This is a genomic window from Streptomyces sp. NPDC048331 (genome assembly GCF_043201215.1).
GTDB lineage: Bacteria > Actinomycetota > Actinomycetes > Streptomycetales > Streptomycetaceae > Streptomyces.
The window spans coordinates 116,545-137,160 of the sequence record NZ_JBICYT010000009.1 but is presented as its reverse complement, the minus strand read 5'-3'; the positions used below and the strand labels follow the sequence as shown (position 1 = coordinate 137,160).

At 70.3% G+C, this 20,616-nt stretch carries 22 protein-coding genes; 10 read left to right on the top strand and 12 right to left on the bottom strand.

Annotated elements, in window-relative coordinates; translation table 11 throughout:
* Window positions 1-58 precede the first annotated feature (58 nt).
* Genes ACGFYY_RS15985 through ACGFYY_RS15975 form a run of 3 tightly spaced genes read left to right on the top strand, consistent with a single transcriptional unit; the run spans window position 59 to window position 4,241 of the window.
* Window positions 59-1,228 (top strand): tyrosine-type recombinase/integrase, encoded by a 1,170-nt coding sequence (locus ACGFYY_RS15985; RefSeq protein WP_393709791.1) that lies wholly within the window; start codon window positions 59-61, stop codon window positions 1,226-1,228.
* Window positions 1,225-3,723, top strand: a complete 2,499-nt coding sequence (locus ACGFYY_RS15980) for a hypothetical protein (RefSeq protein ID WP_393709789.1) — start codon at window positions 1,225-1,227, stop codon at window positions 3,721-3,723. The genes ACGFYY_RS15985 and ACGFYY_RS15980 overlap by 4 nt, the downstream gene beginning before the upstream one ends.
* Entirely contained in the window at window positions 3,720-4,241 is a 522-nt protein-coding gene (locus ACGFYY_RS15975) for a hypothetical protein (RefSeq protein ID WP_393709787.1), read from the top strand. The genes ACGFYY_RS15980 and ACGFYY_RS15975 overlap by 4 nt, the downstream gene beginning before the upstream one ends.
* Window positions 4,242-4,321: 80 nt before the next feature.
* On the opposite strand, the gene ACGFYY_RS15970 is transcribed toward ACGFYY_RS15975, so the two are convergent.
* The 10 genes from ACGFYY_RS15970 to ACGFYY_RS15925 form a co-directional block, all read right to left on the bottom strand.
* Complete coding sequence (locus ACGFYY_RS15970; RefSeq protein WP_393709785.1) at window positions 4,322-5,182, bottom strand: 4'-phosphopantetheinyl transferase family protein; 861 nt, start codon at window positions 5,180-5,182, stop codon at window positions 4,322-4,324.
* Window positions 5,183-5,252: 70 nt separating this feature from the next.
* Complete coding sequence (locus ACGFYY_RS15965; RefSeq protein WP_393709783.1) at window positions 5,253-5,768, bottom strand: flavin reductase family protein; 516 nt, start codon at window positions 5,766-5,768, stop codon at window positions 5,253-5,255.
* Window positions 5,768-7,438: an AMP-binding protein gene (locus tag ACGFYY_RS15960; RefSeq protein WP_393709781.1), complete on the bottom strand. Its 1,671-nt coding sequence runs from the start codon at window positions 7,436-7,438 to the stop codon at window positions 5,768-5,770. The genes ACGFYY_RS15965 and ACGFYY_RS15960 overlap by 1 nt, the downstream gene beginning before the upstream one ends.
* A gap of 10 nt (window positions 7,439-7,448) precedes the next feature.
* Window positions 7,449-7,745 carry an acyl carrier protein gene (locus ACGFYY_RS15955; RefSeq protein WP_393709779.1) on the bottom strand — a complete coding sequence of 99 codons (297 nt, stop codon included), beginning with the start codon at window positions 7,743-7,745 and terminating at the stop codon, window positions 7,449-7,451.
* Window positions 7,742-8,941, bottom strand: coding sequence for an acyl-CoA dehydrogenase family protein (locus tag ACGFYY_RS15950; RefSeq protein WP_393709777.1), 1,200 nt, complete (start codon window positions 8,939-8,941; stop codon window positions 7,742-7,744). Before ACGFYY_RS15950 ends, ACGFYY_RS15955 begins: the two co-directional genes overlap by 4 nt.
* A 9-nt stretch (window positions 8,942-8,950) precedes the next feature.
* Complete coding sequence (locus ACGFYY_RS15945) at window positions 8,951-9,790, bottom strand: hypothetical protein (RefSeq protein ID WP_393709775.1); 840 nt, start codon at window positions 9,788-9,790, stop codon at window positions 8,951-8,953.
* 17 nt (window positions 9,791-9,807) lie between these two features.
* Window positions 9,808-10,851, bottom strand: a complete 1,044-nt coding sequence (locus ACGFYY_RS15940) for a U32 family peptidase (protein WP_393709773.1) — start codon at window positions 10,849-10,851, stop codon at window positions 9,808-9,810.
* Window positions 10,844-12,052 (bottom strand): cysteine desulfurase family protein, encoded by a 1,209-nt coding sequence (locus ACGFYY_RS15935; RefSeq protein ID WP_393709771.1) that lies wholly within the window; start codon window positions 12,050-12,052, stop codon window positions 10,844-10,846. Before ACGFYY_RS15935 ends, ACGFYY_RS15940 begins: the two co-directional genes overlap by 8 nt.
* Window positions 12,027-12,425, bottom strand: a complete 399-nt coding sequence (locus tag ACGFYY_RS15930) for an iron-sulfur cluster assembly scaffold protein (RefSeq protein WP_393709769.1) — start codon at window positions 12,423-12,425, stop codon at window positions 12,027-12,029. The genes ACGFYY_RS15935 and ACGFYY_RS15930 overlap by 26 nt, the downstream gene beginning before the upstream one ends.
* A 5-nt stretch (window positions 12,426-12,430) precedes the next feature.
* Window positions 12,431-13,582, bottom strand: coding sequence for a hypothetical protein (locus tag ACGFYY_RS15925; protein ID WP_393709767.1), 1,152 nt, complete (start codon window positions 13,580-13,582; stop codon window positions 12,431-12,433).
* A 141-nt stretch (window positions 13,583-13,723) separates the two neighbouring features.
* Here ACGFYY_RS15925 and ACGFYY_RS15920 point away from each other — a divergent pair, with 141 nt between their 5' ends.
* The 3 genes from ACGFYY_RS15920 to ACGFYY_RS15910 all read left to right on the top strand — a co-directional run bounded on the left by ACGFYY_RS15920 (window position 13,724) and on the right by ACGFYY_RS15910 (window position 15,693).
* Window positions 13,724-14,095: a BlaI/MecI/CopY family transcriptional regulator gene (locus tag ACGFYY_RS15920; RefSeq protein WP_393709765.1), complete on the top strand. Its 372-nt coding sequence runs from the start codon at window positions 13,724-13,726 to the stop codon at window positions 14,093-14,095.
* Between the two features lie 160 nt (window positions 14,096-14,255).
* The gene (locus ACGFYY_RS15915) at window positions 14,256-15,113 is read left to right on the top strand and encodes a M56 family metallopeptidase (protein WP_393709763.1); all 858 of its coding nucleotides are present in this window, start codon (window positions 14,256-14,258) and stop codon (window positions 15,111-15,113) included.
* 100 nt (window positions 15,114-15,213) lie between these two features.
* A complete protein-coding gene (locus tag ACGFYY_RS15910) occupies window positions 15,214-15,693 on the top strand; it encodes an SRPBCC family protein (RefSeq protein WP_393709761.1) in 480 nt (159 codons plus the stop codon).
* A gap of 35 nt (window positions 15,694-15,728) precedes the next feature.
* Here ACGFYY_RS15910 and ACGFYY_RS15905 read toward each other — a convergent pair whose 3' ends face one another.
* A complete protein-coding gene (locus ACGFYY_RS15905) occupies window positions 15,729-16,064 on the bottom strand; it encodes a metalloregulator ArsR/SmtB family transcription factor (protein WP_366694758.1) in 336 nt (111 codons plus the stop codon).
* Window positions 16,065-16,345: 281 nt separating this feature from the next.
* Here ACGFYY_RS15905 and ACGFYY_RS15900 point away from each other — a divergent pair, with 281 nt between their 5' ends.
* From ACGFYY_RS15900 to ACGFYY_RS15890, 3 genes are all read left to right on the top strand, one after another.
* On the top strand, window positions 16,346-17,068 hold the full coding sequence (locus ACGFYY_RS15900) for a cation transporter (RefSeq protein ID WP_393709758.1): 723 nt from the start codon (window positions 16,346-16,348) through the stop codon (window positions 17,066-17,068).
* Window positions 17,069-17,206: 138 nt separating this feature from the next.
* Complete coding sequence (locus ACGFYY_RS15895) at window positions 17,207-18,784, top strand: DHA2 family efflux MFS transporter permease subunit (protein ID WP_393709755.1); 1,578 nt, start codon at window positions 17,207-17,209, stop codon at window positions 18,782-18,784.
* Between the two features lie 226 nt (window positions 18,785-19,010).
* Window positions 19,011-19,505, top strand: a complete 495-nt coding sequence (locus tag ACGFYY_RS15890) for a DUF6233 domain-containing protein (RefSeq protein ID WP_393709753.1) — start codon at window positions 19,011-19,013, stop codon at window positions 19,503-19,505.
* A 78-nt stretch (window positions 19,506-19,583) separates the two neighbouring features.
* Here ACGFYY_RS15890 and ACGFYY_RS15885 read toward each other — a convergent pair whose 3' ends face one another.
* The gene (locus ACGFYY_RS15885) at window positions 19,584-19,718 is read right to left on the bottom strand and encodes a hypothetical protein (RefSeq protein ID WP_393709751.1); all 135 of its coding nucleotides are present in this window, start codon (window positions 19,716-19,718) and stop codon (window positions 19,584-19,586) included.
* On the opposite strand from ACGFYY_RS15885, the gene ACGFYY_RS15880 reads away from it, so the two are divergent.
* Complete coding sequence (locus ACGFYY_RS15880; protein WP_393709749.1) at window positions 19,699-20,121, top strand: hypothetical protein; 423 nt, start codon at window positions 19,699-19,701, stop codon at window positions 20,119-20,121. The two genes, ACGFYY_RS15885 and ACGFYY_RS15880, sit on opposite strands and share 20 nt — an antisense overlap.
* Window positions 20,122-20,616 lie beyond the last annotated feature (495 nt).

Genomic DNA, 20,616 nt, shown 5'->3' with positions numbered 1-20,616 from the left:
TTCTCGGGGGGTGTGGCTCTGCGGCGGGTTGTTGCACGACTCGATGCAGGAGTTGCTGATGCGGGCGTTTCCCGTGGTGATGCCTTCCGGACAGAGGTACTGGACAGTTCTTGATGACGACCTGGAGGTCGTCCCCCTCGCCGATCAATGGCTGCGGAACCTTCGGTTCGGCCGGGACCGGGCCGAGCTGACGACAAAGTCGTACGCCGGCGGGGTCGCCCTGTACCTGAGGTGGTGCCGGGCGACGGGTCGGCAGTGGCCCGAGGCGGGCCGGGATCTGGGCCTGTTCATGGTCTGGCTGAAGTACACCCCGGCCGCCGGTGACGGGGTGGTGCCGGTGGTGCAGCCCGGGCCGGGGGCGGCGCCGGTGCGGGGCGAGCGGCGGATCAATCGGGTACTGGTCGCGGTGCGTGGGCTGCTGTCGTACGCGGTCGCTGCTGGTGAGGCACCGCGTGGCGTGCTGGGGCAGATCTACGAGCTCGCCGACAGCCGGGATCTTCCAACGGAGGCCACGGGCGAGGACGGAGGTCTGTTCTACCGGCTGCGACCGGTTCACCGCCTGCGGGAGCCGGTCGCCGAGGTGGACCGGGCATCCGACGCCGAGCTCGTGGCGATGTTCGTCGCGTGCCGCAGCGCGCGGGATCGCTTGATCGTCTTGCTGCTCGGGCGGGTGGGCCTGCGGCGCGGGCAGGTCGCCGGGCTGCGCCGCAGCGACGTACATCTGCTGCCGGACTCTCGGGCTCTGGGCTGCGAATACCCGGGGGCGCACGTGCATGTGCGGCGACGGGAGAACGTCAACGGTGCCTGGTCGAAGTCGCGGCACTCCTGGGTGGCACCGCTGGACTTCCTGACGGTGTCCGCGTTCGACCTGTACTACGAGGAACGGCACCGGCTGCAGGGGGACGGTGGCAGCGACTTCCTGCTGGTGAACCTGTTCCGAGCTCCGCTGGGAGCGCCAATGTCGCCGGAGGCGATCGGGGAGCTCTTCGAGCGGCTCGCAGAGCGGGCGGGGCTGGGACGGAGGGTGGGCCCGCACATGGCCCGGCGGGCGTTCGGGTCAAACGTCGCGGACGCGGGCGGCACGCCTGACGAGGTACAGGCCCTGCTCGGGCAGCGCAGCCCCGACTCGTCTGGGCCGTACCGGTTCCCTGATCCGGGCCGGGTGCGGGCGGCGGTCGAGCGGGTCCCAACTCCGCGTGCCGTCGGCAGGCCGGAGAAGAGCCGGTGAAGGCCGAGACGGTGGCCGTGTGGCCGGCGATCGAGGCACCGGCGGGCGATGCGCGCCTTGAGGCGATCGCTGGCGCCCTCGACCCGAAGTTCCTGGAGATGCTGGGCTGGTGCTGGGAGCGGCGGGTGATCACCTTCCCCCGGGTGCATCCAGTGATCGGCCTGGCGGACTGCCCAGTGCCGAACTGCCCGCTGGCCATCACGGTCTTCACACATCCGATGTGCCGGGGCTGCGTGGAGCGGTGGAGCAAGACCGACCTGCCGTTGGAGGAGTTCCGCCGCATTCCGAAGACCGTCTCCACCGGGGCGGGGCAGCAGCCGTGTGCTGTTGCCCGGTGCGAGCGGCCCCGTGACACCGCTGCCGCCATGCTGTGCGCGACGCATCGCCTCCAGCAGAGTCAGGCGCTGGGCGGGATCGCGCTGGAGGAGTTCCTGGCCCACCCGCGGGTCGTGGGCCTTGCCGGGTTCGGCCCGTGCCTGATCGCTGCCTGCTACCTGGACCGGGTCGGCAGCAAATATCCGTACTGCAAGACCCACACTCAGCGCCTGCGCGTGGTCCGTGAGGAACCCGGATTCGACGAGGCATGGTGGCGGCGGACGGAGAGGGCGGTCTCCTCCACACGGGAGGTGAGCCTGCGGGGTCTGCCGGATCTGCTGGTCGCCGAGGCCCTCTACGCGTTGTGGTCCCGGGTCGAGAAGGGCTACAAGCTGCGGCCCGAGTGCTTGCGGCCGCTCTACGACCGGCTGCGCGTTCTGCAGGCCACCAGCCTGGTGCGCGTGACCGACCCGGAGGCGGTGGGGTTCGGCCGTGAGCAGGCCACGATGATCCGTGCCGGACAGGTGGCGCTCGGCCGGTTGAACAGCACGCCGGAGACGGAGCGGGTCAAAGACGTGTGGGACATGGCCGTGTTCGGGCACACGAGCACGGTGCCGTTCACCGCCATCACGCAGTCGGCGCTGCGAGAAGCCATGAAGGTATGGGTCTACGACGATCTGCCCCGTCGGCGGAACAAGAACGCCGTCCACCACGCCCGCGCGGTCGTCGCAGCGGTAGCGATGCTGTCCGAAAGCCTGCGTCTGCAGCGCCCCGATCGCGGGGAGGAGCCGGCCGGGTGGGGGCGGGGCGACATCGTGGCGTTCACCAACCGCATGGGACACCTGACCGTGAGCGGGAAGCTGAGCGCGTCCCGGCGTCTGGCGTTCACCCGGTTCGTCCGCCGGGTCCTGCTGCGGTTTCGCACCCTGGGCCTGGCGGGGCCGGGCGGTCTGCTGGAGGGCATGCCGGTCGACTTCGCGCTCTGGCCGGAGGACATGCCCGACGAGCCGGAGGACACCGAAGCCGGCCGCGACCTGCCCGAGGAGGTGATGCGTGTCCTGTGCGCGAACCTCGACGTGCTGGAAGCGATGAGCAACACCGAGATCCGTGTGGCGACCGAACTCCTCATTGACACCGGCCGCCGCCCCGACGAGATCTACACCCTTGCCCTGGACTGCCTGGAAGCGGATCCCGACGGATCCCCCGTCCTGGTCTACGACAACCACAAGGCGTACCGGCTCGGCCGCCGACTGCCCATCGGCGGCGAGACCGCGGACGTGATCCGACGCCAGCAGCAACGCGTCCGGGCCCGCTTCCCCAACGTCGCACCGGCCCGCCTGAAGCTGTTGCCGCGACCGAAGACCAACCCCGAGGGCACCAAGCCGGTCAGCGACATCGCCAGCACCCACCGGAAGTGGGTGGACTCACTTCCCGACCTCACCGTTCCCGTCATCACCACGGAGGCCGGCACCCAGGTGACGCACCTGGTGCCGTTCGACAAGGCCCGCATCTTCACCTACGCCTACCGGCACTGCTACGCCCAACGGCACGCCGACGCCGGGGTTCCGCCGGACGTCCTCAAGGAGCTAATGGACCACCGGCTCATCACCACCACCCAGGGCTACTACCGCATCGGTGCCGAGCGGCGCCGCGAGGCCGTCGACCGGGTCACCGCCCTCCAGTTCGACCGGCACGGCAACCGGGTCTGGCGGACCGCGCAGAGCCTGCTGGACTCCGAGCACGTCCGGCGCGCGATCGGGGAGGTTGCCACCCCGTACGGGGTCTGCCGCGAACCGTCCAACGTTGCCGCCGGCGGTCACGCCTGCCCGCTGCGGTTCCGCTGCCTGGGCTGCGAACACTTCTCCACCGACGTCTCCTACCTCCCCGACCTGAAGGCCCACCTCGCCGACCTGCTGCGCAGCCGGGAGCGGCTGATGTCCGCGTTCGAAGCCGACGAATGGGCCCGGACCCAGGCCATGCCCAGCAACGAAGAGATCAGCCGCGTCCGCCGGCTCATCGACCGCGTCACCACCGACCTCGACCAGCTCACCTCCGAGGACCGCGCGCAGATCGAACAGGCCGTCACTCTCGTGCGCCGCTCCCGCACCGTCCACCTCGGCATGCCCCGCGTCGGCCAGCCCCTGCCCGACGTACGACCCCCAAGGACCCACCAGCCGTGACCACCACCATGAACGACGGCCGACAGGCCGACACCGAACGCCGCCGCACCCGCGTGGCAAACGCCATCACGGTCGCCCGGCGCGAGGGGGCGCCGCTGACTGCGTCGGCCATCGCCCGGGCCGCCCAAGTCGATCGCACCTTTCTCTACCGCCACCGCGACCTCCTCGAAGTCCTCCACACCGCGGCCCGTGAACCGGCCACCCCGGCCGCGGGCGGGCCGGCCGTCACCCGGTCGTCGCTACAAGCCGACCTGGCCAACGCAGCGGCACGTAGTGCCCGCCTGGCCGCCCGCGTCCAGCAGCTCGAAGAGCGCCTGTCGAAAGCGCTCGGTGAAGAAGTCTGGCGGACCTCCGGTCTCGGGCCCCCCGCCGATGTCGCCGAGCTCAACACCCGCATCACCCTGCTCGAACAACGCAATGTCGAGCTGGCTGGGGCGCTGGAGGAGCGGGAGGCCGAACTCAACGCAGCCCGCGCCGCGAACCGGGACCTGACCCGCGCTCTCAACCAGCGTGGCTGAGGCAAGCGCGGGGCAGTTGCCTCGTGCCGGTACCGAGGGCAGCTCTGCGATGCGGCGGTATCTGTCAGTCGGGCCCTCGGTCACACGGATCGCAGTGGTTCAGGCAATCGCGGCCGTGTGATGGTTCGGCGGGATGTAGTCGTCCCATTGGCCGCGAGGCGGGCGGTCTGGGGCGCGCGGGGGTGGGTGGTTCGCGTCCGAACCGTTGTGCGGTTGCGTGTTCCGGGTGGGAGCAGGAGGGCCAGGGAGGCTGCGTAGCCGGCTGGTGCGGTGATGGCGGTGAGGGTCCAGCCGTTTCTGGCGGCGAGTTCTTCGTCGTCTTGCTGGGCCAGGCCGGTACCGACGTTGACCTGGTTGGGTGGGGTGGCCAGCCCTGTTCCGAGGCCTTTGAGGTAGGCCTCTTTGCGTGTCCAGCATCTGACGAGTGCGTCGTGGCGCCGGGCCGCAGGGAGGGCTTCGATGGCGGCGTGTTCGGCCGGGTGGAGGCGGCGGGCCAGGGTCTCGTGGCGGACGCGGTCAGTGGCTTCGATGTCGACGCCGATCGGGGTTCGGGCCAGGCCGATCATGATCAGGTCGCGTACGTGGGAGAGGGAGAAGTGGAGTCCGGACGTGTGCTGCAGGATGGGTCGTCCGTGGGGTTCCTGGCACAGCGGACAGTCCGCCCGTGCGAAAGCGACCTCGGCTGGGGGCTGTCTGAGGCAGCTTCCGAGGAGAGTGCGCAGGGTCAGGTGGGCGACGAGGTAGGTGTCCTGGCTGTGCGGGGTGGGGAGTTGCCGGACGCGGTTCTGCTCTTCGGGGCTGAGGAGGGCAATGTCTCCTCGCGCGACGGCGGCGAGGTGGGGGGTGGCGCGCAGGAGCCATATGTCGGCGTGGCCTCCCGGGGGCCTGTATCCGCTGCGGGCGGGGAGGCCGAGGTGCCGGTGGAGCCTCTCGGTGCGCATGGGCTGCCTTCCTTGCTTCGGCCGTCGGCGCTTGTTCGGTGCGGGGTTGTTGGCTGCTCTGGCGTGCCGCTTACCGGATTCTGCGGTAGGCGGCGCGGTGGCGCAGGAGGGGGGATCCGTCGCCGTGGAGGGTGCGGGTCACGGTGGCGGTCAGGATGGTGTGGTCTCCGCCGGGGTGGGTGGCGGCGACGTGGCAGATAGCGGCTCCGGCTGTGCCGTCCAGCAGCGGGACGCCGTCAACGAGGTGGTGGGGCACGGCGGCGAAGCGTTCCAGGACCGGTCCGTTGGCGAAACGGTCGGAGGTGTCTTCCATGGCGTCGGTGAGGATGTTCACGGCGAAGGTTCGGTGGCTGAGGATGCGTGCCAGGGTGGCGGAGGTGCTTGTCAGGCAGGCCAGGATCATGGGCGGGTTCATCGACAGCGAGGTGACGGCGCTGGTGGTCATTCCCACAGGGCCCTCGGGTGACATCGTGGTGAGCACCGTGACCCCCGCGGGCAGTTCGCCCATCAGGCTGCGGAGATCCCGGTGCGCTTGGGGCGTGCTGGGGCCGTCGAGGTGGTGTCCGCGGGGGACGGTGCTGTGCATTAGGTCAGGCCTCCGGTGAGGTACTGCCGTCGGAGCTGGGCACGCTGCCGCTTGCCGCTGGTGGTGCGGGGTATCTGGCCTCGGCGGACGAGGATGATCTCGCGGGGGGTGAAACCGAAGGACTGGCGTACGAGGGTGGCGATTTCCAGGCGCAGTGCGGCGGCCTGGTCGGCGGGGGTGCGGGTCTCGATGACGGCGATGACGTGTTCGCCGTCGTTGTCGGCGTGGGAGAAGACGGCGCTGTTTCCCGCGCCGACGGCCGGGAGGGTTTCGATGGTCTGCTCGACGTCGTAGGGGGGCAGGTTGCGGCCGCGGACGACGATCATTTCCTTGAGGCGGCCGACGATGTAGAGGTCACCGTCGCGGTGGAAGCCGAGGTCTCCGGTGGCGTGGGTGCGCTCGGGGACGGGTGTGGGCCGGCCGTCGGGGTTGAGGTAACCGGCCATGACGGAGTCGCCGTGCAGGTGGATTTCGCCGATTTCGTTGTCGCCGCAGCGGGTGCCGTCGGGGTGGCGGATCTCGGCGGTGAGGCCGCCGACGGGCTGGCCGCAGGCGACGACGGTGATGTCGGGGCGGTCGTCGTGGGCGGGAGTGATCGTGTTGTGGTGGTGGAGGGCTTCGCGGTCGAGGCGGACGGCCTTGACGCGGCCCCATGAGTGTTCGGTGGCGGAGTACGGCTTAAGGGACATGGTGGCGCCCAGGACGGTCTCGGCCATGCCGTAGCAGGGCATGAGGGTGTCGGTGGCCAGTCCGTGGGCGGCGAAGGTGTCACGGAAGTCGACCAGGACGCTGTAGGGGATGGGTTCGGCGCCGACGTGGGCCTGCCTCAGCCGGGAGAGGTCCAGGTCTTGTGCGGGAGTGCGGCGGTAGCGCTCGACGGCGGTGCGGTAGCCGAAGGGCGGGCCACTGGTGATGGTGGCCCCGCGCTGGGATATGTGCCGCAGCCAGGACAGTGGGTCGCGTAGGAATCCCATGGGGGACATGGAGTCCAGCGGGGTGCCGCTGTGGAGCGCGGTGAGGGCGACGACGAAGCCCATGTCGTGGTGGAGCGGCAGCCAGTTGCAGATCCGGTCGTGGCCAGGGGTGAGCTGGAAGGCGGTCCGGATCCCGTTGACGTTGGCGCTGACCTGCGCGTAGGTGAGGGTGGCGGCCTTCGGGGCGGTGGTCGAGCCGGAGGTGAGCTGGATGTGGTGGACGGTGTCCGGGCCCGGGATGGCGGGCTGGACGGACTCCGGTGGGGCGTGCCGTAGGTCGTCGGGGTGCAGGTAGAGCGGGCCGGGAACCTGGGCGAGGGCCTTCGCGGTGTCCTCGTCTGCGGCGATGACGGCTGCCGGGCGGACGACGGAGAGGACGGCTGCGAACTGGCGCATGCCGGCGGATTGGACGTCCTGCGGGTTGGAGGGGATCACCACGGTGCATGGGGCGACGCCGGCGAGGAGGCAGGCGGCCAGCACGGTGAAGTAGTCGGGGCTGGAGGGCATGGGGAGGACGGCCCTGTCGCCTGGGCGCAGTCCACGCTCGTGCAGGGCTGCGGCGGCGGTGCGGGCGCGGGTGTCGAGGTCGGCGTAGGTGATTTCGCCGGTGACGCCGCGGGAATCGAGGAAGGCCAGGCCACTGCTGTGGGCTGCGAGGGCGGTGTAGTCCAGCAGGGGCTGGGTGGCGGTGGTCATGGGGCCCCTTTCACTGGGCGGTGCGGGCGGCTTTGGCCTGGACGCGTTCCTGGACGAACTCGGCGAGTTCGGCGACGGTCTTGAACGCGAACGCCTTCTGTTCGGGGATGAAGACGCGGTACTCGGTCTCGATGCGGCTCATGGCGCTTACGAGGGTGATCGAGTCCAGCGGCAGGCTGAGCAGCGGGGTGTGGGGGCCGACGGCGTCGAGGTCGACGTGGGCGAGGTCCGCGGGCTCCAGCACTTCGGTGAGGGCGGTCTTGAGGGTTGCGGTGATCTGCTCTTCGGTGGGCTGGACGGCGGTCACGGTCGGGTCTCTCCTGTGGGTGCGGTGATGGTGTCGCTGCGCGGGTCCAGGCCGAGGGCGGCCTTGCCGATCATGTCCCGCAGCGCGTCGAGGTTGCTGCCCATGACGGCGCCGGCGCGGGCGTCTCGGTAGTGGCGCTCCAGCGGGTTGGTTCGCAGGAAGCCGTGGCCGCCGGTGACCTGCATGGCGGTGTCGGCGACGTCGATGGCGGCCTTGTTGCAGATGTATTTGGTGGTGTTGAGGACGCTGAGGACTTCCAGGGGGTCGTTTTCGGCGGTCCAGGCTCCGTGCAGGAGCGCGAGGCGCGCGGTGTGGACCCGGGTGGCGATGTCGGCGATGTGCAGGCGTACGGCCTGGAACGCGGCGAGGGGCTGGCCGGTGGGGGCCAGGGTGCGGGTCATGACGTGGTGGTCGGCGAAGGCCTGGCAGGCGCGGGCGATGCCGAGGGAGGCCGCGGACAGTCCGAGGGTGAGGGCCGGCAGGGCGTGGGGCAGGTGTGCCATGCCGCCGCCGGGCCCGCCCACAGTGGCTTGGGCAGGGATGCGGCAGTCCAGCAGGAGGGTGTTGGCGCTGTTCGCGCGCATGCCCATGGCGTCCCAGACTTCCTTGACCTGCAGGCCGGGCTGGGCTGCAGGAATGATCGCCATGGTCTGGGAACGCCGGAAGTCGGTTTCGCCGCTGTGGCCGTTGATGACGTAGTAGTCGGCGTGGCCGGCGCCGGTGCAGAACGCCTTGGTGCCCTTGAGGTGAATCTGGTCGCCGTCGACGGTGGCGCGCAGCTGCGGGTTGAGGATGTTGCCGCCGGTGCCGGGTTCGGAGAAGCCGAAGCTGAGGAGTTTGCCTTCTGTGGTGACTTCCTTGAGGACTTGGGCGGCGTAGGGGTTGGTGGGTGCGTCGGCGGCCAGGAGGCGGGCGGCGCTGGAGTGCATGGCGAAGATCAGGGCGGTGGAGCCGCAGGCTTCGGCGAGTTCGGCGACGGCCAGTGCCCAGGACGTCAGGTCGGCACCGGTGCCGCCGTACTCGGTGGGGATGAGCAGGCCGAGCAGGCCCGCGTCGTGGAGATCGGTGATGTTGGCACGGGGGAAGGCGGCGTCGCGGTCGTACTGCGTGGCGCGGGGTGCGAGGAAGGCGCGGGCTGCCGCTCGGGCTTCGTCGACGATGTCTTGCTGATCGGTGCTCAGGGCGAGGTCGACCATGGCGTCCTCCTACAGGTGTGCTGCCAGGGCCGGGCGCAGGGCGGCGGTGCGCGCGGCGAGTTCTGGGGGTGTGTGGAAGCGGGCGTCGACGATGACGTCGCTCATCGTCGGCGTGGGTGGGGCGGTGGCCTGCGCGTATGCGGTGTTGCCGTAGACGATCAGGTGGGGCTGGTGCGTGCGGTCGGCGACCGGGATGGGTTCGCGGTGGCCGTGGCCGAGCTGCCAGCGGTGGGTGGCGGTGAGCCCGATCGGGCTGTCACAGGCGCTTGCGCAGTTGGGCGGGGCCAGGTGATGGTGGCGGGCGGTGGGGCAGGCGCGGGCCCAGGCCACCGGGGTGACGTCCGCCAGGCGGCGCACCGTCCAACCGGCAGGGGCATCGACGGCCGCTGCGCTGTCGGCTTCCAGGACTCGGACGCCGAAGGCGGCGTACTCGGTGAGGAAGGCGTCGTCGTAGGCGGTGGGCTCGGCAGGGTGGCGGGGCTCCTCGGCCGCGTCGTGCGCTCGGCCGGGACGCAGGGCCAGGCCGAGGACGAGTTCGCAGGTGGCGGGTGCGCGGTCGGCGAGGTGGGCGAGGGTGCCGAGGTCGTTGACGGTGCAGGTCAGCGGCCCGTCTTCGGCCAGGGCGAGCGCGGTGTCGGCCTGGATGGCGGCGTGGCGCTGCCAGGCGGTGGGCAGGACGAGGCCGGCGCGGAGTCCGGCGGTGCGGATGCGGTCCAGCGAGTGACGCAGTGTGTCGGTGTCGGGGAGCTTGTGGTGGCAGCCCTCCTGGCCGATGCTCACGGCGTCGATGTCCAGGGCGAGCACTTCGGTAAGGCGTGCGGGTGTGGTCAGGCGGATGTCGACCGGCATGGTGGTGTCCTCCTGTCTCACACGTGTGCTCGGCGGCGGGGGGTGTCGCGGAAGCGGCAGCGCTGCTGCTCGCACATCCGGGGTACCCAGCCCATCTGCCAGGTCAGTTCGATGCGGTCGATGTCCTCGATGGTCTGGCGGGTGCTCCAGCCCTTCTCGATGCCGTTGAGGGCACGCCGGTACATCTGTGTGATCTTGGCGTTCTGTCGGACGATGGGGCTTTCCCGGCCGGGGATCTGCAGGGCCTTGACGCCGAGGGCGGCCAGGGAGGGGATGTCGCACAGGGCGCAGTCGGAGGCGCCGTCGAGGAACCCGCCCAAGTCCCGGGTTGCAGCGCTGTCGTTGTCGTCCTGGTAGCCGGCGCGGCAGCCGAGGCCGGCCCCGCGCTGGTCGGGCAGGCGGCAGGAGTGGCAGTCGGCGCCGGATCCGGTCTGCACGGGCACTTCGACCTCGATGCCGTCGAGGCGGCAGAACGCGGCGATCTCATCGAGGCCGGCGGCGTGCGGGGTGACGATGCGGCCGATCCGGTAGGTGTCGCGCAGGTGCCGGGCGAAGGCGGTGGTGGTGACGCCCATGCCGCTGGCCGCGGTGAGCGGGATGGCGGGGTGGGCGTCACGGACCTGGCGGGCGGCGGGCAGGCAGGCGACCATGACGCTGTCCGCGCCCGCGTCGATGCCCTGGACGACGTGGGCGAGGTAGGCCTCGCGCAGGTCGGCGGGGATTGCGGGAGCGTCGGCGGCCAGATGGACGCGCAGGCCTGCGTCGTGTGCCTGCTTGATGATCGATTTCAGGAGGCGCGGGTTGGAGATCTGGGTGGGGTCGCCGTCCCGCCGGCCCGGCAGGGCGTCGAAGCTGACGCCTGCCGGGGAGCGGTGTGCGACGTAGACCTCGCTGGCGCCGCCCGCGATCTGCAGTTCCAGCATCTGCAGGTTGCGTACGGGGGCGTTGATCTCCACCTGCCGGGCGGTTGCCGGGTCGGGGTGGGAGACGAACGGTGCCTCGTGGGCGGTGTGCGGGGGTGCGAGCGCGAACTGGTCGCTGATGTGCGCGGTCTCAGACACGGCTCGCCTGCGGGGTGATCGGGCCGAGTGCGCGCAGCCGGCCGACCGCGGCCACGGTCAGGCGGGCGGCTTCCTCCACCTCGGTGAGGGTGGTGGTGTGGCCGGTGCTGAACCGGATGGCTGCCTTCGCCTGTTCCGGCGGGATGCCCATGGCGGTCAGGACATGGGAGGGGCTGTCGCTGCCGGCGTGGCAGGCGGATCCTGCGGAGACGCACACCCCGTGCACGGCCAGGACGTCGACGAGGGTGTCGCCGCGCAGGCCGGTGAAGGAGATGTTGAGGGTGTCGGGCAGGGTGGGTGCACCGTCGCCGTTGATGTGGAAGTCACCCGCGTGCCCGAGGCCGCGCAGGAGCGCGTCGCGCAGGGCGTAGCGGTGGGCCTGGACTGCGGGGTCGTCCAGGTGGGCGAGGGCGGTGCGGGCGGCCGCGGCCATGCCGAGGATGCCGGGGACGTTTTCGGTGCCGGCGCGCAGGCCGCGTTCCTGGCTGCCGCCGCGGATGAGCGGGGCGAGGCGGACGTGGTCTGCGACCTTGAGGGCTCCGATGCCCTTGGGACCGTAGAACTTGTGGGCCGAGACGGAGACGAGGTCGGCTTCTGCGGGGATCGGGAGCTTGCCGGCGGCCTGGACGGCGTCGGTGTGCAGGAGCGCGCCCGCCTGGTGGGCGATGGCGGCGATTTCGCTGATGGGCTGGATGACGCCGGTCTCGTTGTTGACCTGCATCACCGATATCAGGGCGGTGTTCGGCCGCAGCGCCTGGCGGATGGTGTCGGGGTCGATCCGGCCACGCCCGTCGGGGTTGACGATGGTGACCTCGGCACCGAGCTTGCGGGCGAGTTCGCAGGCTTCGAGGACGGCCGAGTGCTCGATGGCTGTGGTGATGAGGTGCACGGGCTGCTCGGCGGCCAGGACGGTTCCGCAGATCGCCAGGGCGTCGGACTCGGATCCGCCGGCGGTGAAGACGACCTCGGCCGGGGTGCAGTTCAGCAGGGCGGCGAGTTGCTCACGGGAGGCGTCGAGGGCTTCCTTGGCCTGGTCTCCGGCCTCGTGGCGGCTGGAGGGGTTCCCGGTGATCGTCATGCCGTCCAGGACGGCCTGGCGGGCCGGGGTGCAGATCGGGGTGGTGGCGGCGTTGTCGAGGTAGATGCCCGTCTCGTCCTCGCTGGGCAGGGACGGGCTAGGAACAGACGAGGGGCGCGTCATCGGCTACTCCTTCCCGGTGGTTGCGCAGGAGGCGCTGGGCGACCTGGCGGCCGAGCGCGGTCACGTGGCGCTGGTCGGGCGAGAGCCGGCCCAGGAGGGTCTCCACGTGTTCGTCGTTCCAGGCCTCGACGGAGTCGAGGGGCTGGCCGTGGAGGGCTTCGGTGATGACGCTGGCGGTGGCCAGGGAGGCGGCGCAGCCGTGGGCGCGGAAGCGGATGTCGGCGATGGTGCCGTCGGTGATGCGGGCGGTGAGCATGATCTGGTCGCCGCAGACGGGGTTGCCGATGAAGGCGGTGACGTCCGGGTTCTCGACCTCGCCGGGGTTGCGCGGGTTGGTGAAGTGGTCGACGACGGTGGGGCTGTAGCGGGGCATGATGCTCAGCCCTCCGTGCCGGTGGCCGGCTGGGGGACCTCGCACTCGGCGACGATCTCCTGGCTGTCGATGAACTTCTCGATGCTGACCGCGCAGCAGCCGAGTTCGGCGCCCTGCAGGCGGCGGCGGAAGGAGACGGTCTGGCCGGTTCGGCCGCAGGGGCAGGGGGTGTGGTCGACCTCGCCGACGTCCTCGCTGAGGATGAAGGCGGGGTAGCCGGTGCTGAGGGCGTCCAGGAGGGCGATGACGCCGGTCTTGCCAGGCTCCAGCTCGATGTCGGTGTTCTCGACGTCGCGAATGGAGATGTAGGACCACGGCGGCACGTGCTTGCGGTGGTGCTCGCACTCCATGGCCAGCATGTTCGACTCGATCATGCCGTACATGTCGCGGACGTTCTCGGCGGGGATGCCGAGGTAGGTCTCGATCTTGGAGTTGAACTCCTCGCGGCTGATGGACTCGCCGGTGTAGCGCTTCCAGCCGCCGAGGGTGATGACCAGGGAGTCGGGGTCGAGCTGGAGTCGGATGTCCTCCAGTTCCAGGAAGCGCAGGAGGCGGCCGACGAGGAAGGGCGGGCCGATGATGTGGCGGGTCATCGCGTCCTCCCACCCTTCGAGGCGGGCGAGGGCCTCGGCGGGGTCGAAGGCGTAGTCGCGCACGATGTAGGCGTGGTCGTCCAGGAGGCCGTTGAGGACGTTGAAGGCCTTGACCATGCCCATCTCGGGGGTCTCGGCGGTCGAGGGGCACAGGAAGAGGCCCGCGCCGTTGCCTACGCCGAAGAACTCGCGGTACTGGGCGAAGATCCCGGTCAGGACGCGGCTGGTGGTGGTGACGTCTCGGCGGGCCACGCTGGGCACGCCGCCGGTGCCGGTCGAGCGGATCTCCAGCTCGACGTCGGTCAGCGGGGCGGTCATCAGGACGTGCGCGTCGGGCTGCTTGAACATCCGCACCGGCAGCAGCGGGATCTTCGTGAGGTCGGCGAGCTGGGTGATCTCGCTCGGCTTGATGCCGGCGGCCTCGCACTGGGCGCGGTAGAAGGCGTTGTGCTCGGCGTGGTGGGCGAAGTTGTCGCGCAGCGCGGCGGTGACGGATGCCTGCCACTCGCCGTCGGCCTGCCGGAAGGCCGCTTCCGGGCAGCCGAGCATGGTGAAGAAGTCCATGAATCCCCCTTGTTTTCACGGCATTTGAAAAAGGCGTGCGGGAGGGAGGCGAGGCGCCGTCCGGCTCACCGCAGCGGCTCTACTATCGCAGTAGTACTACGGCGATAGTCAAGCAGGAATCGATCGCCTATGCTGTCGGCCATGGCGCAACTGGGTGACCTTGAGCGGACGGTGCTGGACTGCCTGTGGCGGTCCGAGCAGCCGCAGACGGTCCGCGAAGTACACGAAGCACTCGCAATGACGCGACGCATCGCGTACACGACCGTGCTGACCACGCTGCAGCGCCTGGCCCGCAAGGGCCTGGTCAAGCAGGACACCCAGACCCGGGCCCACCTCTTCAGTGCCGTCGCCACCCGCGAGGCGCTGTTCGCCGAGCTCATGAGCGACGCACTGGGCATCGCGGGCGACGACCACGAGGCGATGCTGCGGTTCGTCGACGTCATCAGCCCCGAGGCGCGCCAGGCACTGGCCGACACCCTCGGCCGGCAGGACAGGAATCACGACACGACCTGAGCCTGCGGCGCACGGGGCGCCGAAGGCTGTGCTCGAACGGACCGTTCCGGGGGCGGGACCAGTCCGACCGCAAAACGGGCACGAAAGAGACAAAACGTACGGGGGATATGTGGATGCGCTCTGTCTTGTGCTGTTGTCAGTAGTCCTCGCGGGAGCGACCATGTCGGTCGTCTCCGTTGCCGACTGGCCCTATCGGGCGCCGTGCGCGGCGCTGTCGTTGTGGGTCGCCGGCATGGTCGGGGCGCTCACGGCCCTGCTCGCCGGGACGTACGCGTTCGCCACGCACGTGGATACCACGCTGACCCACCGCGTGCTGAGCGTGCCGGCGGACATGGTGGCACTCGCCGCCGCGTGGCTGTTCGCCGGGCAAGTGGCGTACTCATTCCTGAAACTGCACCATGCCGCTTGCAAGCGGCGGTCCAAGCACCGGGCCCTGCTGGAACTGTTCGGCCGGCCTTCCAGGGGCCGCCGCGCGATGGTCCTGCCCAGCCGACAGCCCCTCGCCTACAGCGTCCCGGGGCCCGCGGGCGGGCACGCGGTGATCTCCGACTCGCTGCTGGACCGGTTCACCGGCGCCGAGGTCGACTCGATCCTGGCCCATGAACAGGCCCACCTCGAAGAGCGCCACCACCTGTTCACCGAGCTGTGCGAGGCGCTGCGCTCGGCGCTGCCCAAGGGACAGATGACCGTCCGCTTCGCGGAGCGGTTCGGCGCACTGATCGAAATGCGCGCCGACTGCGCGGCCCGCAACCAGTGCGGCCGGCACGTCACCGCCGACGCACTCGGCCGCTGGACCGCCGAACCCATCACGGATACGGCACCCGTGCCCGTCACCCGTGCGGCGGCCCGCACCTGCCAGGTGAGCGCCCGCCGCTACCACCTGATCAACCACCCCAAGTGCTGCAGCTCCATGACCGCCGCGGGCGCATTCGCCGCGGCCTGCTCGATCGCTGTGGCACCCGTCGTCCTGATAGGCGCCGGCGCACTCTCCGCCATCTGCAACCTGGTCTGCGGATAGCCCGCCGGGCCCAGACCGGGTGGTCCGGGCCCGGCCCGCGGGCGGGTGCCGGTGCACGTCACAGACCCGGTCCTACCCCTGTGAAAGGAAACCGTCCGTCATGTCGAAGACCGTCTCCGAGTCCATAGAGATCCAGGCTCCGCCGAAGGCGGTGTACGACGCCGTCACCAACGTCGCCGACATGGGCCGCTGGAGCCCTGAATGCACCGGCGCGGCCGTCGAGAGCCCCGCCGTCCGCGTCGGGATGCGCTTCACCGGCCACAACAACTCCGCCAAGGGCCGGCCATGGAACACCAACTGCACCGTCACCGCTGCGGACGAGGCACGGGAGTTCACCTTCGACGTCGAACGCATCGGCCTGTCGATCGCCACCTGGAGCTACACCTTCGAGCCCGTAGCAGGCGGCCAGGCCACCAAGGTGACCGAGACATGGACCGACTCCCGGGGCCGCGTCATGCACTTCATCGGCCCCCTCGTCAGCGGCATCCACGACCGCGCCACCCACAACCGCCAGACCATGAAGGTCACCCTCCAGCGACTGAAGGAAGCGCTGGAGAGCGCCGACCGCACCACCGCCTGACACCACGGGCTCCGGCCCCCGCCCGGTGGCGGGGGTCAGCAGCAGCCCTTCTCCTCCGCGTCCGGGCAGGTGCGGTCCGCCTCCACCGCGATCACGGCGGAACGCAGATCATCCAGCGCATGCCCCAGACGCTCATCGCTGAGCTCGTAGCGGGTACGGCGCCCCACCGGCACCGCCACCACCAGGCCGCAGTCGCGCAGGCACGCCAGATGGTTCGACAGCCGTGTCCGCGAGATCCCGAGCCGATCCGCCAGATCCGCCGGATGCGCCGGCGCCTCACGCAGAGCCAGCAGCAACTGGCAGCGGATCGGATCGGCCAGCGCACGGCCGAACCGGGCGAGAACCTCAACCTCGGGAGCGATAGTCAACATGCCCCCAGAGTACCCACATCCCTGAATTCAGCCATACCTGAAGTATCTATTTGCGCGCCGACCTGGGGAAACGTGCGCGGCAGCATCCTAAGTGCGGGCAAATCTAGTTCACCACCTTGTGAATTCAGCACATCCTGCACTAACTTCGAGGGGCGCCGGCCTCCAGCAGGCTGCCCGCATCCCCCTTCGCCACCCTCCCGCCCCCGGGACCGGCGGCACCACGCCGCTCCAAGACAGCGCGCCCCCTGACTCTCCCTCTGCACCGACGCGAAGGACCACCGATGGCCGCCGACATCTCACTAGGACCCGCCCCGGCACGGCGCGACCTGCTCGCCCGCCGCATACGGCTGCTGGTCGCCGCCACCATCACCTACAACGTCATCGAAGCCGTCGTCGCACTGACCGCCGGCACGATCGCCTCCTCCACCGCTCTGATCGGCTTCGGACTCGACTCCGTCATCGAGGTCTCCTCCGCCACCGCCGTCGCCTGGCAGTTCTCCGCCCGCGACCACGCCGTACGCCAGGCACGAGAGAAGAAGACCCTGCGCATCATCGCGGTCTCCTTCTTCGCGCTCGCCGCCTACGTCACCGTCGACTCCATACGTGCTCTGACCGGCAACGGCGAAGCCCAGACCTCCACCACCGGCATCATCCTGGCCGCCCTGTCACTGGCGATCATGCCGTTCCTGTCCGCCGCCCAACGGCGTACCGGACGTGAACTCGGCTCCGCCAGCGCGGTCGCCGACTCCAAGCAGACCCTGCTGTGCACCTACCTCTCCGCAGTCCTGCTCGTCGGCCTCCTCCTCAACACCGCATTCGGCTACACCTGGGCCGACCCCATAGCCGCCCTGATCATCGCCGCCATCGCCCTCCGCGAAGGCACCGAGGCCTGGCAGGGCAAGGGCTGCTGCGCCCCCACCACCACCCACGCACACACCCACGAGGCCGAGCCCGTGAAGACGGCCGACAGCTGCTGCGGCCCGAACTGCACCTGCTGCGGCTAACCACCGAACCGCCGTCCGGCCTGGTCTCCCCCGTCCGGGCCGGACGGCATTTGCACGCCCCCCACACACCACCCCGCCAGCTGCGGACCGCGCCCGCCCCGCATCCATCACACGACCCGTCACGTCCGAGGAGCACTCGTGCCATCGACCCGACCCACCACCGACCCGACCGCGGCCCCAGCTCCGGCCCGCCGACGCTGGCTCGCGCTCGCCGCACCCGTCTTCGGGCTGATGATCGTCGGCCTCGACGCGACCATTCTCACCGTCGCGCTGCCCACCCTCTCCAACGAGCTGTCCGCCACCACCACCGAACTCCAGTGGTTCACCGACGGCTACACCCTCCCCTTCGCCGGACTCCTGCTGCCCTTCGGCGCTCTCGGCGACCGCATCGGACGACGCAAGGTCCTCATCGGCGGCCTGCTCCTGTTCGGCCTGGGATCACTCATGGTCATGGGTGTCGACAGCTCCGAAGGCCTGATCATCGCCCGCGTCATCATGGGCGCCGGCGCGGCCGCCATCACCCCCCTCGCCCTGGCCATCGTGCCTCTGATGTTCCCCGCCGCCGAACGCGCCAAGGCCATGGCGATCACCACCGCCGGCTTCGCCCTCGGCGTCCCCCTCGGCCCCCTAGCCGGCGGCTGGCTCCTCGACAACTACTGGTGGGGCTCGATCTTCCTCATCAACGTCCCCGTCGTCGTCCTGGCCATCACGGGCATTGTGCTCTTCGTCCCCGAGACCAGGGCCGCCAACGCCAAGCGACTGGACCTCATCGGCGCCGCCCTGTCCATCGCCGGCGTCACTGCCTTCGTCTACGCCGTCATCGAAGTCCCCAACTCCGGCTGGAGCGACCCCGCCGTCCTGCTGCCCGGAATCGGCGGAATCATCCTCCTCGTCGCGCTGGTGATCTGGCTGCGCAAGACCGCAAGCCCCCTCGTCGACCTCGGCTTCTTCCGCAACAAGCGCTTCACCTGGGCCAGCATCACCGTCTCACACGTGATGTTCATCCTCTTCGGGGTCCTCTTCGTCGTCCCCCAGTTCTTCCAGCAGGTCCAGGGCAAGGACGCCTTCTCCACCGGCCTGCACCTGCTCCCCCTCATCCTCGCCCTCGTCGTCGCTGCCCGCCTCGGCGGCCGCATCGCCGAACGCTCCGGCCCCAAGGCCGTCATCACCGTCGGCATGATCATGTGGACCATCGGCCTGCTCGTCCTCGCAGGCGTCGACGCCGACACCGACTTCACCGTCACCGGCAGCGCGCTCGCGCTCATGGGAGCCGCCCTCGGCTTCACCATGCCCACCACCCTCGACATGATCCTCTCCTCACTCCCCGAGGAACACGTCGGCGCCGGCTCTGCCCTGGCCAACTCCATGCGCCAGATCGGCGCCTCCATCGGCGTCGCCATCCTCGGCTCCACCCTCAACGCCCTCTACCAGAGCGGCGTCGACCCCGACGTCCCCGCCCAGCTCCCCGCCGAGGCACAAGACGCCATCCGCGACAACGTCGCCGCAGCCGCAAAAGCCGCCGAGAAACTCCCCGCTCCCCAGGGCGGAACACTGCTGGAATCCGCACAAGACGCCTTCGTCTCCGGCATGAGCGCCGTCGCCTTCATCTGCGCCGGCCTCGCCGCCCTCACCACCATCCTCGTCATCACCTTCCTGCCCACCCGGGAAAAGAACACCGCCCCGCTGAAGACGGTCGAGGCACCGACAACCGCATAGCCGAAGCCGGGACCGTTCGCCGCACCGGCCGATGGTCCCGGCCCCACACGCGTCACCCCAAGCGGTGATAGCGCCACACCTGTTGCACCGAATACTCTGGGCACTCCGCGCGTTGAGCTGAACAAACTCACCGTCTGCTCCGTTGCACCACACCCCGCGCCCCAGAGAATCCGCTGTGCAAGGAGTGCCGAAAGGTCCGGCAGGAACCGCCGGCCCGCCCCTGACCGTGTCCGATGCCTCCCCGTCGGCCCCGATCACTTTGGTCCTCCCCGACGGGCAGGCCATCGAGCGGGTACGGCTCTACGAACGACAGCAGCTCGACACCGGACTGTGGATGTACCGCATCGGCGTGCCCCTGTGGCAGACCGCCGTGGGTGGCGGCGTCGAGCCGGCGGAGTACAGCACGTGGGTCACCGCCGAGCAGCTGCGCCCGCTACCCGGTGTCGACCTGGGCGGCATCCCGGCCCACCCACGTACCCGTACCTCGGTGCCGGCCCGGTGGGCGTGGCTCCTCGACGGCCGCGCCCACGGCCGGCCCGCCACCGTCCACGCCGAAGGCTGCCCGAACGCCACCGACCGCGCGCACCCGCTCGGCACCACGCAGGCACTCGACGAGCTCGCACGACCCGGCACCACCGCCTGCACCGAATGCGACGCCGCCGAGGCCCTTCTGCCGATCCTCGCCCACGGCCGGAACGACGTACCCACCCCCGATGACTGACCACAGGGCAGGGCCCGTGGGGGTGCAGCCCTGGCCGCGCGGTGGCCGTCCTGGCCGACGCCTACGCCGCCGCGGACCTCAGGCCTTCTCCACGATCACGCAGGACACCTTGCTGCGCAGGTCCGCCCCGACGCCCCCGAGGTCCGAGTTGAGAACGGCTGATTCCCCGCTGAAGCCCCCGTGCTCGAAGAGGGTGACCTTCAGTCCCGACATCGGTTGGAACGAGGCCCTGCCGTTGCTGACCGACCCGGCGAAAGAGGTGTCCCGGGCCGCGCGCGGCGCCTTGTGGGCCGCGCGCAGCGAGGTCACGGTGGCACAGCTCGTCGCTCTCACGGCATCGGGCGAGCCGCCGGAGAGACGATCACTGGCGATGCAGTTGCTGGCCCGCTCGTTCGAACCGGCGGCCCTGCTCACCGCCCTGCGCCTGCTGGACGACCCCCTGCCGGCCGTGCGAGCCGCCGCTCGCGACGATGCGCGCAGGGTCCTGTGGGACCGCACGGCCGCCGGCGGCCCGCACGCCGAGGAGATCCGCGCCCTCGCCGAGAGGCACCACGAACGCCTCACCGTCTGGCTCGCCGAGACGAGGAGACGGAATCGTGCCCTGAGGAACCGGTGAACTCCCGCACCGGCAAGCCGCTTCGGGCGCCCGTCCCGCCCAGGTTTCGCGGGGGCTTCGCACCAGGTCACTCGATCCAGGTCCGCCAACGCGCCGGCTCCTCGCACACCCCCGACTCAAGGGCCTGCCGATACGCCTCTTTCCAACTCGTCCCCCCGCCGTGCAACAGAACGCACTCCTGAGGGACCGGCTGCAGCCCGTACCAGCAGACGGATATCAGAAAGACCATCAGGAATGCGGCAAGGGCATGCCTCCATGTAGGAGGCCCCGTAAGAGGCTGGATCACCCCAAGACCATAAACACCACCCGGCACACACCGCTCCACGGGTGTCGCGGACTCATCACGCGGTCCCGGTCCACCACCACCCCCCGCCGGCAGATCGCGCCGTACGGGCGACCGGCGCCCTCGGGCCGGGTCGGCCGTCGATCCTCGGAGGCGAGGAGGTCCCCTGCCGCGTCACGACGACCGGCCGGGCTTGACCGACGCGTACCTCC